This window comes from Candidatus Limnocylindrales bacterium (genome assembly GCA_035559535.1).
Classification (GTDB): Bacteria; Moduliflexota; Moduliflexia; order Moduliflexales; family JAUQPW01; genus JAUQPW01.
In genome coordinates, this window is record DATMBG010000006.1 from 145,437 (window position 1) to 161,368 (window position 15,932).

Genomic DNA, 15,932 nt, shown 5'->3' on the forward strand with positions numbered 1-15,932 from the left:
AAGTTCTACTTTGAAGATCAAAAAAATTTGAAAGGGATGGGAATTGGAAAAATCTGATTCCAGGAATAGATTATTTCCATGGGGGATGAAAATCTGGAACAAGGTAACTCTCAAAGGGAAGAGGAGGAAGCAGATTTTCCGGAAATCGTTGAGCTTCCTTTAGAAGATGTTTTGGATCTTCATACTTTCTTGCCCAAGGAAATTCCGGACCTGGTAGAAGATTACATCCAACAGGCCTATCAAGCCGGATTTAAGCAGGTACGTATTATCCATGGTAAGGGAAAGGGAGTCCAGCGGGCCATAGTACATTCCATATTGAAGAGAAATCCCTACGTTGAGGCTCTGAAGGTACCCCCCCTGGAGTTGGGAGGATGGGGGGTTACCCTTGTTATTTTGAAGGATTCCTAGCTCTCATTTTTTTGATCCTCCACTTCCGGAGCCCTTTTAATCAGACCTTTCCCTGCGGGACGGTATTTTCTTACATCGATGTGATATCTTTTAATGATCTTCCTAAAGTTACTTTTATCTAACCCTAATTCTCTGGCTGCCGCACCGACATTGCCTTTATGTTTGGTGAGGATCCAGCCTAGGAGTTCCGTGTGGAAGTTCTCCAGAGCCTGCTCTTTTAATTCCTGATAATGTCCCAATGTGAATTCCGGATCCTTTTTATTTTTAAAAGGATTCAAAATTCCATATTCGGCTATGGCCTGTGGGAGAGAATTAAGGGTGAGGGTATCTGACTCTTCAAAGACCACGGCCCGTTCAATAACATTTTCGAGTTCCCGGACGTTACCCGGCCACGGATAATTGACCAGGGCATGCATGACTTCTGGGGACATTTTGACTTTCTTTCCTAGGCGCTCACACGTTTTCTTCAGAAAGTGGTTGACCAGTAGTTGAATATCCTCTCCCCTTTCCCGGAGGGGAGGTAAAACAATGGGAATGACATTCAGGCGGTAGAGCAGATCTTGTCTAAAATTCCCTTTTCGAGCCTCTTCTTCCAGATTTTTATTCGTAGCTGCTATAATCCGAACATCAATTTTAATAGGGTTGTCCCCTCCCACCCGGAAAATCTCTTTTTCTTGAAGGACCCGCAGGAGTTTTACCTGGGTAGTCAGAGACATCTCTCCAATTTCATCCAGGAAAATCGTTCCTTTATGGGCTAATTCAAACTGTCCTTTCTTCTGTCGATCTGCACCCGTAAAAGCACCTTTCTCATGACCGAAGAGCTCACTTTCGATAAGGGTTTCTGTTAAGGCTGCACAATTAACAGCCCGGAAGGGGCCTTTTGCCCGAGGACTGTTATAGTGTATGGCTTTTGCAATCAATTCCTTTCCCGTGCCGCTCTCACCCTGAATTAAGACATTGGAATCAATCTGAGAGACCTGTTCGATGATTTTAAAGATTTGCATCATCTTAGGACTGTAACCGATGATGTCTTTTTTAAATTTGTAGCGTAACTCCAACTCCTTATCTTTGCGTTGTAGCTCTTGAGTTACCCTCTGGAGTTCTTCTTCTTTTTGCTCCACGGCCAACTCTAGTTTTTTCTCCTTGGAGAGATCTCTGGAAATACTCACAAACCCTAGAGGGGCTCCATTTTCATCTTTCCTGAGACTGAATATAGTGTGTACAGGAAAGCTTTCTTGATTCTTTCGAACTCCTTCAATTTCATCTTCAAAACGCCCTGTTTTAATCAAAGAGTCAATAACCTGTTGAACCTGCTCGGGTTTACCCAATGCTTTAGGATACAAAACTCCAATAGGCTTTCCAATAATCTCTTCTATTTCATAGCCAAAAGCTCTGCGAGCCCCTTCATTAAAGGTTAAAATAGTTCCCTGCAAGTCACCGGTTAAGATGGAGTAATCAGACCAGTCCATGATACTGTTGAGAAAGTTATTGGCCCGGATAAGATTTTTGTTGGCTAGCTCCAGTTCCCGGTTCTTCTCTTTTAAAGCATCTTTACTCTTTTTGAGGCGTACCAGAACCCGGACCCGGGCCCTTAATTCTTCAGCCTCATAGGGAGAGACAATGTAATCCTCCCCACCCACTTCTAACCCTTTCACAACGCTTTCCGTATCTCGATATACGGCCGTAGTAAAGAGAACCGGGATATCTTGAGTGATCGGATTTTCTTTGAGCCTCTGACAGACCTCGAACCCATCCATCTCCGGCATATTTATATCCAACAAAATACAATCTGGGACTTCTTCGGCAGCCTTCCTGAGGCCTTCCTCCGGTTCTGTTGCGGTGATGATCTCGTGGTTATCTTCCTTGAGCTTAATGCTCGCAGAAAAGATATTGTCGGCTCTATCATCGATGATTAAAATCTTTGCCATAACGTCCTGACTCTCTGCTGTTATAAGTATGCAGCTTGGATAAAGTAAACACTTTGTGCTCCATACTTATATTTAGCAAATTTTTAAGGACAACTCAAATCATCTAGGAATTAGGGATTAGGAATCGGTGATCTCCTATTTCTAATTCCCAATTCCTAATTCCTATTAGATCCCTCCTTTGGAAATGGGATTCTGAGAGGATGGCGAATCGGGAACTTTATTTAACCAATCCTGGACTTTCTTTATCAAGTCGGCCTCCTGGACAGGTTTTATCAGATAATCGTTTCCTCCCGCCTGGAGGATTTTATCGCGGACTTCTTCGGTAACCTCGCTGATCATCCCGATAATGGGGGTTTCTTTAAACTCCTCCATTTCCCGAAGGGTTTTAATAGCCGTCTCACCTGCTACCAGGGGTAGCGTTAAATCCATCAGAATCAAATTTGGTTTAATTTTTGAAGCCTTACGAATTCCATCCTGTCCATCATCGGCTATAACCAGATCAAATCCTGCCTCCACAAGGGCTACTTTAACGAGATACTGAATCGATCTGTTATCCTCTACCAATAGAATTTTAGGACCATTTCGAGTTGTCGGCTTCAGCTCGAATTTTCCATAGAGGATCTTTGCTTTTTTTTCTCCTTCCAGGATGAAGCTCAATACATCGGGATCTATCCGGTCTTCGTGGGTTGGGATTTGAAAAGTAAAGGTGGATCCTTCCTTGAGTTCACTGTGGGCTCGTATCTCTCCGTCAAGCATCTGAACCAGCTTTTTGGATATGGCTAATCCCAGGCCGGTCCCTTGAAAACGGCGGACTGAAGCAGGATCCACCTGGCTAAACTCCTCGAAGATAATTTCCAGATTCTCCCTTGAAATTCCAATTCCAGTATCCGATACGGAAAACTGAATAAACGGTTTTGGAGGATCTTCCGGGGTAAGTGTTTTAACACTCAAGACAATTAAACCCTCCTTGGTAAATTTAATAGCATTACTCAGGAGGTTTAAAAGTACCCTTCTAACTTTTTCTTCATCGCTGTAAATCACCAAAGGGGTTCCTTCAGCCACTTCAACCAGGAATCGGAGTCCTTTCTTTTCGGCCTGGAGAGAAATAATTTCCACAACCTCATCGATCAGGCGATTGACGACAAAGGGTCGATAGTTAATTTTCATTTTACCGGCCTCTACTTTGGAAATATCCAGAAGATCGTTGATCATTTCCAGGAGGTCTTTGCCACTGTTATAAATAATCTTTACATACTCCCCCAATTCTGGTTTCAACTCTCCTGGGATTTTCCGTGCAAGGGCCTCGGACAGAGATAGGATAGAGTCGAGAGGGCTTCTCAGTTCGTGGGACAGATTGGCTAAAAAAGCAGCCTTTAATCGGTTGAATTCTTGCAATTTTCTATTCATCTGTTCCAGCTGAAGATTTTTTTCCTCTAATTGTTTATTCATCCGTTCCAACTGAAGATTTTTTTCCTCCAGCTCTTCGGTTCTCTTCTTAACCATCAATTCCAGTCTGGAGTAAGACCCTTCGATTTCCTCTGCCATTCTCGAAAAGGTTTTTGTCAGTAAAGCCAACTCGGTAGGGGCCACAATATCTTCGGAGAAAATATTTCCCCGATTTCCTCCAAGGATGGGTCGGATACGCAGGTTCTCTGTGAATACCCGGGTTGCTTTTTCCAGTTTCCGGACAGGATAGGAAATGGCCCTGGAAAGGAAGATCCCGATAAGAACGGAAATTCCGGAAATCACAAGAATCCGTTGGGCCAGTTGCTTGTAGATATTCTGAATCTCCGGGTAAATCCCTGCTAAAGATTGTTCGATGAGAACTTTCCATCCTAAGGGATCAATAACCTGGAAACCCACCAGGCGAATAGTGGATTCGGGTGAGGTCCTCTTTTCGAGATCCTCTCGATAGTACTGGGAGATTCCAGAATCCCCCGTAAAGATTTGGGCAAGAGGTTTCGTTTTGCTGAGGTCTTCAAGGGTTCGATAACGTTTTGGATCATTGGAGCTTATCACTTGATTATGCTCATCAATTACCAGGATCTCTCGTTCTTTGTCGGTCTTGAATGGATCAATTAAATCGGTAATAACCCTTAAATTCAAAAACCCTCCGATAACGGCTTTTATCTCTCCCCTATCATCCAAAATGGGATGAGCCAGAACCATCATGGGTTCGGATCCCCTCATAAAAAAAGCTTCGGAAACCATGGAGGTTTTTTTCTGGATCAGTTTTTTGTGATATTCTTGATCGTTAAAATGAATCTCTTGTAAAATACCCGGTGAGGGATCCATCGTTTGAATGCGTCCGGAACCATCGGCTAAGTAAAAGGCAGAAAATCCTTCGGATTCTTTATAAAAAGAGGTAATCAGCGTTCTTAGCTCTCCAGAGGGTTGAAAATCCCTTCGAGCCTCCAATTGCCTGACCAGGGTCTGAAATCTTTCTGTGTGAAATTTCACATACCCACCAATACCTGCACTGAGAGAATGGGAGAGCTCTCTAAGATTATTTTTTCTTTCTTCTAATTCCTTCTTAATTTGGGAACGGCTATTGACAAGGCTGATAATGACCACCGGAGTAACGGCGATAAGTATAAACGCAACCAACAGATAAGACTGGAGACTCTCACTTCGACGTCTCTCTGATTCTGATAGAAAACGGTTTATCGGAGGAACCAGCAAGAGAAGTAACTGAGCTATTGCAATGTTAAGGAAGCCATTCCATATTAACCCAATCCCCAGGGTACTTGCATAGGTCTTTGAATAATTCAGCCAAAGCGTATCTGTCCAGTATAGCAAAGGAGACCCTATAAGGACCCAGTAGAAAGTATCTACCAGAACAGGAAATCTTTCCCTTATCAAACTCCCTAGGATGAGGGCCTCCAAACCATAAAGGAGATAGAGTAGAATTCCATGAAGGGAACCCCATAGAAACAAAATATAACTTGAAGCTATCATAGCCGTCAAAGTCCCCCACTGGGGTCCAAGGGTCAGGGTAATGATTAAGGTAGGAATACTTCCGAAGAGAATCCAGACTTTATAAAACAGCTCGATAGGAAAGATATTTAACAGAAAACCGATCGTTCCTGCCAGAAAGGTAATCCTTGCTTTACGTGGGATCTGGTTTTTCACTTCTTTTAAAATCAACGGAATCATAGGAAATTAAATAACTTGTAGAGGGGTTTTAACAAACCCTCTAGTCGGTAACTTCTTACATCCTCTCAGCTTACCCAGGACTTATTCCATTGTCAAGGAGGTAAATTATCCTTCCCTCTTTCCGTGGAATTTTATTTTTGAAGATTCAGCAATAACCATGCCAGTAACGTGAAATAACCCCTCCCCTTCCCATTTCTAGAAGGTAGAGAGCTACCCCTATCTGAGAAGTTGACCTGAAAGAACACTTTTCCGACTCCCTTTGTTTCAAGAGGAAGGTAAAAAACAACCCTCTTTTCGGAGTCGAACATAGGGCAAAAACTTATTTATCGGTCTGGAATTTCTCCGGCTGTGGTAGAGAAGTACCCTGTTAAGGGGGAACTTCAAATCCAGTTTGGATAAATTCCTTGAAGTTTCTATAAATCTTAGGGATATTAATTATGGCAAAATTTATGCACCGACCGGGAAAGAAATAGATTTGTTTTACAAAGCAAAAACCTTAGAGAAATTGGTTTTAGAATCATCTAAAAAGGAGGCTTTTATGGCAACGAATTACAATCCACAGGGCCCAGAAAAAGAGAATACAAACCCGGCAGGGTCTACGGGGGAAGCCGGAAATAAGCAGGGTAGCTATATAAAAAAGGCTCAGGAAACCATGGAAGAAATTAAAGAGCGCGTGGGGGAGCAAGTGGCTACCGTGAAAGATCAGGTCGAAGAACAGATGGTCAAAATAAAGGACCGGGTTGAAGAAACCTATGAAGCCGGAAAAGTCAAAGTGGGGGAAATGGTGGAGGGGGTTAAAAAGAACCTCCCTGAGATACGAGACTGGAGTCTTGAAAAAATTTACAATGATTCCATTGCCTACGTAAAAGCTAACCCCGATAAAGGCTTGCTCATTTCCTTGGTGGCCGGCTTTGTCTTAGGCTTGATTTTCAGACGTAAGCAGACGTAAAAAAATAATTCGTTTTCAGGGATAGAAGAAAACGGCTCACAAACTAACCGATCTTTCCTGGTGCTATCTTCATAGACCGCAGGGGAGAATCAATTCCTGACTAACCATCTGGCGTTTTGAAGAGAGCACCAGGAAGCCGGAGGGAGGTATAAGAATGGACGAAAAAGACTATCGAACCGATACGGAAGTTTTGAAAGCGAGTTTAAAACAATCTATCGAAGACACTAAAGAAAATATTTCCCACACTGTGGAAGCCATAGCCAGTGAAGTTAAAGAAAGTCTGGATTGGCGATCTTGGGTACGTAAATATCCCGTGGGATTTGCCCTGGGAGCCATGGCCGTGGGCTACTGGATTGGGAAAGAATTTACCCCTTCAGCTCCGGCACATCTTTCCTCAGAAGCCAAAAAGGATATCAACCAAATTCCCAATATTGTGGGAAGTATTCTGGCCGGTCTTCTGATAAAGAAAGCAACGGAATTTATCGAAGGATTAAGTACTTCCACACCTTCTGACCGGGAACAAACTGCTACCTTCTCCAGGCAGTCGACCGACAACACTCCATCGACCGGAAAGACGCTTTAATTTTTTATATTCTCTCTGGCTACTGCATAGTATGGAGAGGATTTTTATTTTCTTCTTCTGACTTTTTATCTTGATGTATAAGGGAAGAATCTTTCCAGGGGTTTTGTCGAAAAACAGGTATTTAGCGAAGGGTAAAGTAGAAAATAGCAAATGGTGGCCTGGGTCTATTTGATCTAAAAAGGTAGTTCAGGAGGAAAAAAGAATTCTATGTCTGGAGAGAAAAAGACTTTTTCTGAAGCTTCTGGAGAAAACTGGTCCGAAGAGCGAGAAAAATTATTACAGAGGAAGATTAGTGAGTTGGGACTAAAACTGGAAGGGACCCGTTTAGAAAAACTTGTGGAGTGTTTATATCAGGAACTGGAAGTAGCAGGCATTCGATTTAAACCAAAAGTTTATCTTTCTGAAGAATGGGGCTGCCCTGAAGGAATTCCAGTCATTGGTATTCCCTTTTACCTGGCCGATGAAAAACTCTCTCGAATTGCAGATGAAATCCTGGAAGGCATTGAGGGGGAGACCGATGAAGAGATTTTAAGTTATTTACGCCATGAAGCCGGACATGCCTTCAATTATGCATATAAATTATACGAGACCGAAGAGTGGCATGAACTTTTCGGTCCTTATTCCCGCCCTTATCGCGAGGATTACCAACCCAATCCCTTCTCCCGTAACTTCGTTCGTCATCTCCCCGGTTGGTATGCACAAAAACATCCCGATGAGGATTTTGCCGAAACCTTTGCCGTTTGGCTTACCCCAGACTCTAATTGGCGAGAATTCTACAAAGACTGGGGATGCTATAAAAAGCTTTTGTATGTGGATAGGATAGTCCAAAAGCTAGGCCAGACCGAACCGTTGGTTACAGCGGATAAATACGATATTACCAAGGAAGATTTAAATTACTCCATTGCCGATCATTACAAAATGTTCCTTTCGGAGACAGTTGAAGTACCGGCCTATTTCGATGGGGACTTGAAAGATATTTTCGAGAGGAAAGTGCCCCAGAACGCTAAAGACGAATGGCAGTCGGCCCATCAATTTTTAACCAGGTATCGCCGCCAAATCGTTGGCAATATCACCTATTGGACAGGGCTCAATGAAACGGTGGTACGGTCTCTCATTAATCACTTTATCGATCGCTGTAAACTTTTGGGACTCTGGGTTAAGCTAAGTAAGAGTTCTGAGGTTTTGATGGAAATAACCGCTTATGCGACTACCCTTTGTATGAATAAGTTGTACAAAGGTGATTTTATTATTAAGTAATTTCCTTTAACCTTATCGAGGGAATTATCAAAGGAGACCTCAACATGGAAAAACTAAAAATTACTATTCTTTACGATGCCATCGAAGACAAAGAAAAGGCAGAAGCTGAAGAGAAAGGTGAAAAGTTACCCTTGGTTTATGAACAGGTTGCACAGGTACTCACCAAACGCGGACATGAAGTTAATCTTTTGGCTGCTGGGCCTAAAATCAGAAACTTAGTTTCTCAGATAGACAAGGATGATAGTGATATTATCTTTAACCTATGTGAGTCTCTGGGAGGGATCAGCCAACATGAACAAAATGTAGCCTCCTTACTGGAGTTACTGGACAAAAAATTTACAGGCTCCAGCTCTATAGGTTTAGCCCTTGCACAAGATAAAGCCTTGGCCAAAAAGTTATTTAGTTTCCATGGAATTAAGTATCCAAAATTTTCGGTGATCGATGAAGGTCAGGTAGATTGGTCAGACGATTTGGAATTTCCACTTTTTATCAAGCCACTTAATCAAGACGCTTCCATTGGGATCGATGATAGAGCGATCGTTCATAATGTCAAAGAGTTAATGGAACGAATTTCCTATATTCAAACCGAGTTTAAAACACCAGCTTTGATCGAAGAATTTATTGAAGGGCGTGAAATTTATGTTGGGATATTGGGTAATGAAAAACCGGAAGCCTTACCGATTGTAGAATGGGATTTTTCCAGGGTCCCGGATGGGGTACCCAAGATTGCTTCGGCGGAGGCGAAATGGGATGAGGACTCAGAAGCCTATAAAGATGCTCCCTCTATTTTTCCGGAAGATATTCCCGAGCCGGTGTATAAGAAGATTCAAGAAACGGCTATTACCGCCTTTAAGGCACTTAAATTGCGGGATTATGGTCGGGTGGATATGCGCTTAAGACAAATTAAACCCTCCCGATCCAAATCCAAAAGTGAATCGAATCCGGAGACAGACGGAAAAACGGCAGAGAAATCCCCTTCGGCAAAACCCACTAAAGCTGAAGAAAAGGAAGGTAAAAAATCGGCTCAGTACCAGGAAGAGGTAGAGGATTGGGAATTTTATATCATCGAGGTTAATCCCAATCCTCACCTTGCCAGAAATAGTGAACTTGCCCTGGCTGCTAGAAAGCATGGACTGACTTATCCCAATTTAATCGAAAAAATCATTGAACTGGCTCTGGCTCGAAGTAAGTAGTATTTTGTTTTGCTTAATTTTTAAGCGACCCTCACCTCCGGCCCCTCTCCCACGCCGTGGGAGAGGGGCCGGAGGTGAGGGGGAATCTCACAGGCATTAACTTTACAAACTAGTAGAAAGGAGAAGACTCCTAAGGTAAGAAGATGAATGAAAAAAAAGTAGCGAAAACTCAGGAGACTTATCGTACTATCCAGCAATGGCCGGGGAATCCGTACCCCCTGGGAGCAACCTGGGATGGAGCTGGGGTCAACTTTGCACTCTTTTCAGAGAATGCGACCGGGGTCGAATTATGCCTGTTTGATACCCAGGATGCGAAGCAAGAGGTGGCGCGAATCCCAATGAAGGAGCAGACAGACCAGGTCTGGCATGTTTATCTGCCTGAAGCACGACCAGGACAGCTCTACGGTTATAGGGTCTATGGCCCCTACGAACCTAAACAGGGGCATCGGTTCAATCCTTCTAAACTCCTGCTGGATCCATATGCCAAAGCCATTGCCGGGACCATTCAGTGGAGTGATGCTCTATTTGGCTATACTATCGGACATCCCGATGCTGACCTTTCTAAGGATGAACGTGATAGTGCTGGGGGAGTGCCCAAGTGTGTTGTGATAGATCCGGCCTTTAGTTGGGGCCATGATGTACCTCTCCGAATTCCCTGGCATAAAACGGTTATCTATGAAATGCATGTAAAGGGGTTTACAGCCAGACATCCCGATGTACCCGAAGAGTTGCGAGGAACCTATGCAGGTTTAACCTGTCCGGCTGTGATCGACTACTTGTGTGCCTTAGGAATTACCGCCGTGGAATTGATGCCGGTCCATCAATTTGTAGCAGAGAAGCATCTGGTGGATCGCGGACTGACAAACTATTGGGGATATAATTCAATCGGTTTCTTTGCACCGGATGCACGGTATTCCAGTAGTGGGGTCTTGGGCCAGCAGGTAACGGAGTTTAAAACCATGATTAAAACCTTTCACCGGGCAGGAATTGAGGTAATTCTGGATGTAGTCTATAATCATACTGGAGAGGGCAACCACCTGGGACCTACGCTCTGCTTTCGAGGAATCGATAATGCCGCTTATTATAACCTGGTAGTCCAGGATCGGCGCTACTATATGGATTATACCGGTACGGGTAATACCTTTAATATGAATCATCCCCGTGTGCTCCAGCTCATCATGGATAGCTTACGTTACTGGGTGCTTGAAATGCATGTGGATGGATTCCGGTTTGATTTGGCCTCCACATTGGCCCGGGAACTTTATGAGGTCAATCGGCTGGCCTCTTTCTTCGATATTATCCATCAAGACCCTGTGTTATCCCAGGTAAAACTCATTGCCGAACCCTGGGATCTGAGTGAAGGTGGTTATCAGGTTGGAAACTTTCCGGTCCTCTGGGCAGAATGGAACGGTAAATATCGGGATAATGTTCGACGTTATTGGAAGGGAGATAGTGGACAAATTAATGAGCTGGCCTATCGGTTAACAGGAAGTAGTGACCTCTACGAGCGAAGCGGACGGCGACCCTATGCAAGCATTAATTTCGTAACAGCCCATGATGGATTTACCCTGCGGGATCTGGTCAGTTACAACGAAAAGCATAATGAGGCCAATGGAGAAGACAACCGGGATGGAGTCAATGATAACTTGAGCTGGAATTGCGGAGTGGAAGGACCTACCGATGACCCTTCTATCCTCACCTTACGGGCACGCCAGCAGCGTAACCTCGTGGCAACCCTGTTTTTATCTCAAGGGGTACCGATGCTTCTGGCAGGGGATGAAATAGGACATACGCAGCAAGGAAACAATAACCCCTACTGCCAGGATAATGAAATTACCTGGTTAAATTGGGACCTCGACGAACCCCGACAGAAGTTGTTGGACTTTACCCGCTTTGTCATCCAACTGTCTCAACAACAACCGGTTTTACAACGTCAAAAATTTTTCCAAGGACGAGAAATCCGTGGCTCTGAAATTAAAGACTTGACCTGGTTCAGGCCTGATGGTAAGGAAATGACCCACGAGGATTGGAACAATCCTGAAGCTCGCTGCCTTGGACTCCGTCTGGCCGGTGACGCTATAGATGAGGTAGATCCTCGGGGGCATCCCATCGTAGGAGATACCTTACTGATTCTCCTGAATGCCCACTACGAACCGGTTCCCTTTGTATTACCTGACCACGAGAAGGTACGCTGGAAACTCCTCCTTGATACCCGAGAAGAGACCGGAAGACGACCCGATACGGAGATCCCAGGGGGAGAAACTTATCAGCTAGAAGCACGTTCTTTGGCATTATTCCGTCTGATACGCGACTAGCTTGTCTATATAGCTGCAAGGATCTCAAAGATCCCCCTAATTCAGTTTTCTTTAACCTCAATTTATCAACTTTGCCCACCCGGAAGGTTTATTTGAATCTTCTCTCTTAAACCAGGAGTGGGGTTTATTTTAACCCCATCCTGGACTTCCCTTAAATCTAAAGTTTCGGTAACAGAGAGAGGCTGCTCGATTTCATCTCCCCGGTACTCAAGGCTCATGATAAGGATGTCATCACTCAATTGATTACCCGAATAATTTAGAATACCTTGCAGTACTTCTTTAAGGAAGTCCGGCCCTTTGAGATAAGAGGCGTTTTTAATCAGTTGGATGATTCCCTTATTTCCTAAAAGCTCGCCTCCTTTGTTCATGACCTCGACAGTTCCCTCGGTATAAAAAACAAGACGATCCCCAGGAAGAAGGTTCAGGGAAGTCGAAGGCTGGTATACATGATCCGGTTCACTGAACAGAGGTGGCTCCTGGGGAAGTTGGATAAACTCCGTAGAAGACCCTCGGAGTAAAACAGAGCCTGGAGAACCGGCACATCCAAGCTCTAGCTTCTTGAGGTTCGGATTGAAGAGGGCCACCATTGCACTCACAAACTGTCCTGGTTGTGCCATCGGTTTCAGGTCTCGATTGATAGTTGTGAAAAACTCTTGCGGTTTTGTTAAGGATGGCAGGGCCTGGAAAAACAACGTCTTTACCATGGTAGCCAGTAACACGGCTGAGGGACTTTGATCTACTACATCGGCAAGAAACAGTACCACCGATCCATTTTCACGTACCTTTATATCTGCTATATAACCGCCAACTTCACTCAAAGGCTGGCAGATATGATAAGTCGCATAGGTTGGACCTTCTTGCGGACCGGTCGGCAACAGATATTGCTGGATAGCCGGGAGGGGTAAGAAATTGTACTGGTTCAGGGGATTCTCTTCCTTTATTGGGTCCGAAGAGTTCGGGCGATTAGGATTATCCGGTTGTTCTTTTTCATTTGAGGGAGAAGTAGAGGATGTTTTCTCCTCCCCGGTCGACAGAGGGGCTGGAATACTCTTCATAGGATCGGCATCTGGTAAAACGCTAGGCTTTTGTTTGGCCAGCAGGATAGATTCATTCAGTTGTCGGATCTGTTCGATGGCTTCCGAGAGAGTCGTAACCACTTGATCGGCCTGGGCACCCCGAAGACGCGCTTTAGCCTTTTCGATATCTCCTTTAGCATGCCATAGACCTACAAGAATTTTAACCTCTGGAAAACGGTTACGTAATCGCTTGCAAAGATAACTGGCATGGGCTACGGTGGAGGGGGGTAAAGCAGAAATACAGATAATATCCGGTCTCTGCTTCGAAATCTGCTCTAATAATTCCCCGGTCAGTAAAGCTGCCGAGAGAACCTCTACCGGATATCCATTCCGTCTTAATAATTGTGCCAACATCATGCTGGTAATCTGATCCGCTTCGTCCCGGGCAGGTATAACGCAGATTTTCGATCCTGGAGAGGCTAAAACCCGTTCTACGGAATCCTCTATGTTATCATTTGGTTTGGTGGGTATAACCGCCTGATGGTCAAATTGTTCATTCAGTTCTTGAATTAATTCCCTGGTGCTTTCAAAGATGAACTTTTCTCGGGCCTCATCGAGATCTCCTTCATGACGATCCTGCTCGACCATTATAAGAGCCGGAACCAGAACTTCATCATAAAGGGCTTCCAGGGGCTTCTCTTTGAGATACTCTTCGGCCACTTCTGTGGCTTCTGCCTGATCTAAAGCCAAAAGGCGTTGATAAAAACGAGCTTCTGGAGTTAAAACCGGTTCATCACTGAGTAAAACATTTAAAAATTCTAAATTCGGGACATATCTTCCTATAACAGCAATGCAAACGGTCAAAGGAGTAGCCAGAAGAAGACCCACTGTACCCCACAACCAGGTCCAAAACACGGCCGCTACAAGAATGGCTATGGTAGAGAGACCTGTACTCGCACCGTATAACCAGGGTTCGATTACGTTATTGCTGATCAACTCAACGATAATAAATAACCCTATAGTCCAGAACGCAGGAGCCCAGTTATCAGAAATGGCCAGGGATAGGACTAACGGCATGGAGGCAGCGATCCACGGACCTACAAAAGGAATAAACCGTAACACAATGGCCAGCAATCCCCACAAGATAGCGTTTGGAATTCCAATAAAATAGAGACCAATCCCAATGGGAATCCCATAGGTGGTGTTAACCACTAATTGCATGAGCAGATAACGACTCACCCGGGAACTGGCATCATCGATGGCCTGGGTTGTGACATTAAGCCGGCCCTGTCCAATGAGATGGATAAATCGATCTCTTAGATCCTGTCGCTGGATGAGCATAAAAATGGTGAAGACAATGACAATTGCCGCAGTTCCCAAAGGAGCAAAGAGGGGACTGAGGAGGTCTCGAAGATATTCCAGTGGATTTAAGGGAGGTGGAACAATTCTGACCGGAATCGGCTGTTCTGGTCTTGTGTTGTTAGGGACAGGTGAAAATAAGGGGTAGGGCTGTTCCTTAGGCTTTGACTTTTGAGCCTTCTCTAATTCCGAAGAGATTTCTTCACTGAGCTCTTTAATGCTTTCCGTTGCTTTGCCTAAGCTTCCAGTGGAGGGTTGCTTGAGGGCTTCAACTTTCCTTTTAATGTTTTCTCTATATTCGGGTAAACGATTCGCCAGGTTCACAATTTGGTTGGTTACAATCCAGGTGAGGGTACCTATCACCATGAAAGAAAGGATCACTACAATAAGTACCGCCGGAATGTGGGGAAATCTCCATCGTTCCAGGCGAACCACTAAAGGAGTAAGTAAAAAGCTTAACAGAATAGCCAGAGCTATGGGAATAAGTACTTCTTTTGCAAAATACAAAACCGCGATGATAATAACAATGGAAAGAAGAGGAGAGACTCTCTGGGAAGCACCCCGGGGGTGAGTACGCACCATCTATAGCCTCCTGTTTGAGGTTAGAAAGTAGGTAAACCGAATTCTATCCCTCATCAAGAAAAAAAGGGATTAATAAAATCTCCCTTTTTTAGCCATACATATTTTTTAATTGCACGATTCGTTTTAACCCATAAGCAAATAAGCAAAGGATGTGCCACTCTGCCGGTACCCACCTCCTAAACTTGCCGTTTCAGGGCAAGGGACCCGACGGTTAGGGAAAAAGAGGATCCAAATCGACACCGATCCCCCATCGGAAGAGGGTAAAAATATACCTCTTCCAGATCTCAGAGTAAAACTTTGAAACCCTATTAAATTCTATTAAGGTAACTTTTTACCTCCTTCCTATCTTTAATTTTCTTACAGTTTTTTCCATTGGACCACCAGGAATTTCAAAGACCTCTTCTTTTGGTATAAACTTTGCGGGATCTGGAGATTAAGAGATCCTAAGTGTAAATTAAAGGTATAACACCTAAAAAGGATTTCCTTTTTATCTAAACAGTAAACTTTTTTATCTAAAAGGAGGTTTTTCATGAAAGTTCTTTTAGTCATTCTAATCGTCCTATTACTTCTCATCGGCGCTGGAATTGTTTATGTCCGACACAATTCTGATCAAGTTACCATTACCATAGATAAGGAAAAAGCTCAAAAGAAAACCGAACAAGTTATTGAAACCGGTAAAGAGGTAGGATCTGAAGCCTTAAAACAGACAGGGAGAGCTCTGGAAAAGGCTGGAGAGAAATTGGATAGCGGAAAGACCGAATCAAACCCCCAAAGACGGTAGTGTGATGTAATCCTTGGTAGCCTGCGGACAGACACAGATGAAGAAAGGTTTAAGAATGAGTAGCTCGATAGATGGGGGTTATGGAGTTCTCCGAGAGAATGGTTCGGATGTTAAGGATTTTTTTTGAAATAAAGTAAAGAGGATAAAACTATGCGGCGGCGTAGATACAAAATCTTATTCATCTTATTTTGCATACTTATTATCCTAATTCCGGGTATTTTCCTCATCTCCTGGTATGAAATGTACCTGAAGAGGTTGATCAACGAGGAATTCAATAAAAAGCGGTGGGATTTACCTTCCCGTATTTATTCAGATCTGGAGGTTCTTCAACCTGGAGACAATATTTACCAAAGGGATTTAAAAGGGAAGCTGCAGAGGTTAGGCTATCGAGAAATCAGCCCCATT

Annotated in this window: 11 protein-coding genes; 8 read left to right on the forward strand and 3 right to left on the reverse strand. The window is 44.0% G+C overall.

Going from position 1 to position 15,932, the window contains the following annotated elements; translation table 11 throughout:
• The first annotated feature begins 78 nt into the window (after positions 1–78).
• Complete coding sequence (locus VNM22_01665; protein HWP45844.1) at positions 79–408, forward strand: Smr/MutS family protein; 330 nt, start codon at positions 79–81, stop codon at positions 406–408.
• Here the strand turns inward: VNM22_01665 and VNM22_01670 are convergent.
• Entirely contained in the window at positions 405–2,336 is a 1,932-nt protein-coding gene (locus VNM22_01670) for a sigma 54-interacting transcriptional regulator (protein ID HWP45845.1), read from the reverse strand. The two genes, VNM22_01665 and VNM22_01670, sit on opposite strands and share 4 nt — an antisense overlap.
• A gap of 165 nt (positions 2,337–2,501) precedes the next feature.
• Positions 2,502–5,492, reverse strand: coding sequence for an ATP-binding protein (locus tag VNM22_01675; protein ID HWP45846.1), 2,991 nt, complete (start codon positions 5,490–5,492; stop codon positions 2,502–2,504).
• Between the two features lie 538 nt (positions 5,493–6,030).
• Here VNM22_01675 and VNM22_01680 point away from each other — a divergent pair.
• From VNM22_01680 to glgX, 5 genes are all read left to right on the forward strand, one after another.
• The gene (locus VNM22_01680; protein ID HWP45847.1) at positions 6,031–6,441 is read left to right on the forward strand and encodes a hypothetical protein; all 411 of its coding nucleotides are present in this window, start codon (positions 6,031–6,033) and stop codon (positions 6,439–6,441) included.
• Positions 6,442–6,595: 154 nt separating this feature from the next.
• Positions 6,596–7,024 carry a hypothetical protein gene (locus VNM22_01685; protein HWP45848.1) on the forward strand — a complete coding sequence of 143 codons (429 nt, stop codon included), beginning with the start codon at positions 6,596–6,598 and terminating at the stop codon, positions 7,022–7,024.
• A 207-nt stretch (positions 7,025–7,231) separates the two neighbouring features.
• The gene (locus tag VNM22_01690; GenBank protein ID HWP45849.1) at positions 7,232–8,281 is read left to right on the forward strand and encodes a putative zinc-binding metallopeptidase; all 1,050 of its coding nucleotides are present in this window, start codon (positions 7,232–7,234) and stop codon (positions 8,279–8,281) included.
• Between the two features lie 44 nt (positions 8,282–8,325).
• Positions 8,326–9,474 (forward strand): hypothetical protein, encoded by a 1,149-nt coding sequence (locus VNM22_01695; GenBank protein HWP45850.1) that lies wholly within the window; start codon positions 8,326–8,328, stop codon positions 9,472–9,474.
• Between the two features lie 143 nt (positions 9,475–9,617).
• Positions 9,618–11,789 (forward strand): glycogen debranching protein GlgX, encoded by a 2,172-nt coding sequence (glgX, locus tag VNM22_01700; protein HWP45851.1) that lies wholly within the window; start codon positions 9,618–9,620, stop codon positions 11,787–11,789.
• A gap of 65 nt (positions 11,790–11,854) precedes the next feature.
• On the opposite strand, the gene VNM22_01705 is transcribed toward glgX, so the two are convergent.
• Entirely contained in the window at positions 11,855–14,746 is a 2,892-nt protein-coding gene (locus VNM22_01705) for an AI-2E family transporter (GenBank protein ID HWP45852.1), read from the reverse strand.
• A 529-nt stretch (positions 14,747–15,275) separates the two neighbouring features.
• Here VNM22_01705 and VNM22_01710 point away from each other — a divergent pair.
• On the forward strand, positions 15,276–15,527 hold the full coding sequence (locus tag VNM22_01710; protein ID HWP45853.1) for a hypothetical protein: 252 nt from the start codon (positions 15,276–15,278) through the stop codon (positions 15,525–15,527).
• Between the two features lie 150 nt (positions 15,528–15,677).
• On the forward strand, positions 15,678–15,932 hold a 255-nt coding region (locus VNM22_01715), incomplete at its 3' end, for a hypothetical protein (protein ID HWP45854.1).

Coding starts and splice junctions, on each gene's coding strand:
- glgX (HWP45851.1), top strand. CDS start 9,618: ATGAATGAAAAAAAAGTAGCGAAAACTCAGGAGACTTATCGTACTATC.
- VNM22_01670 (HWP45845.1), bottom strand. CDS start 2,336: ATGGCAAAGATTTTAATCATCGATGATAGAGCCGACAATATCTTTTCT.
- VNM22_01705 (HWP45852.1), bottom strand. CDS start 14,746: ATGGTGCGTACTCACCCCCGGGGTGCTTCCCAGAGAGTCTCTCCTCTT.
- VNM22_01695 (HWP45850.1), top strand. CDS start 8,326: ATGGAAAAACTAAAAATTACTATTCTTTACGATGCCATCGAAGACAAA.
- VNM22_01675 (HWP45846.1), bottom strand. CDS start 5,492: ATGATTCCGTTGATTTTAAAAGAAGTGAAAAACCAGATCCCACGTAAA.
- VNM22_01680 (HWP45847.1), top strand. CDS start 6,031: ATGGCAACGAATTACAATCCACAGGGCCCAGAAAAAGAGAATACAAAC.
- VNM22_01690 (HWP45849.1), top strand. CDS start 7,232: ATGTCTGGAGAGAAAAAGACTTTTTCTGAAGCTTCTGGAGAAAACTGG.
- VNM22_01665 (HWP45844.1), top strand. CDS start 79: ATGGGGGATGAAAATCTGGAACAAGGTAACTCTCAAAGGGAAGAGGAG.
- VNM22_01710 (HWP45853.1), top strand. CDS start 15,276: ATGAAAGTTCTTTTAGTCATTCTAATCGTCCTATTACTTCTCATCGGC.
- VNM22_01685 (HWP45848.1), top strand. CDS start 6,596: ATGGACGAAAAAGACTATCGAACCGATACGGAAGTTTTGAAAGCGAGT.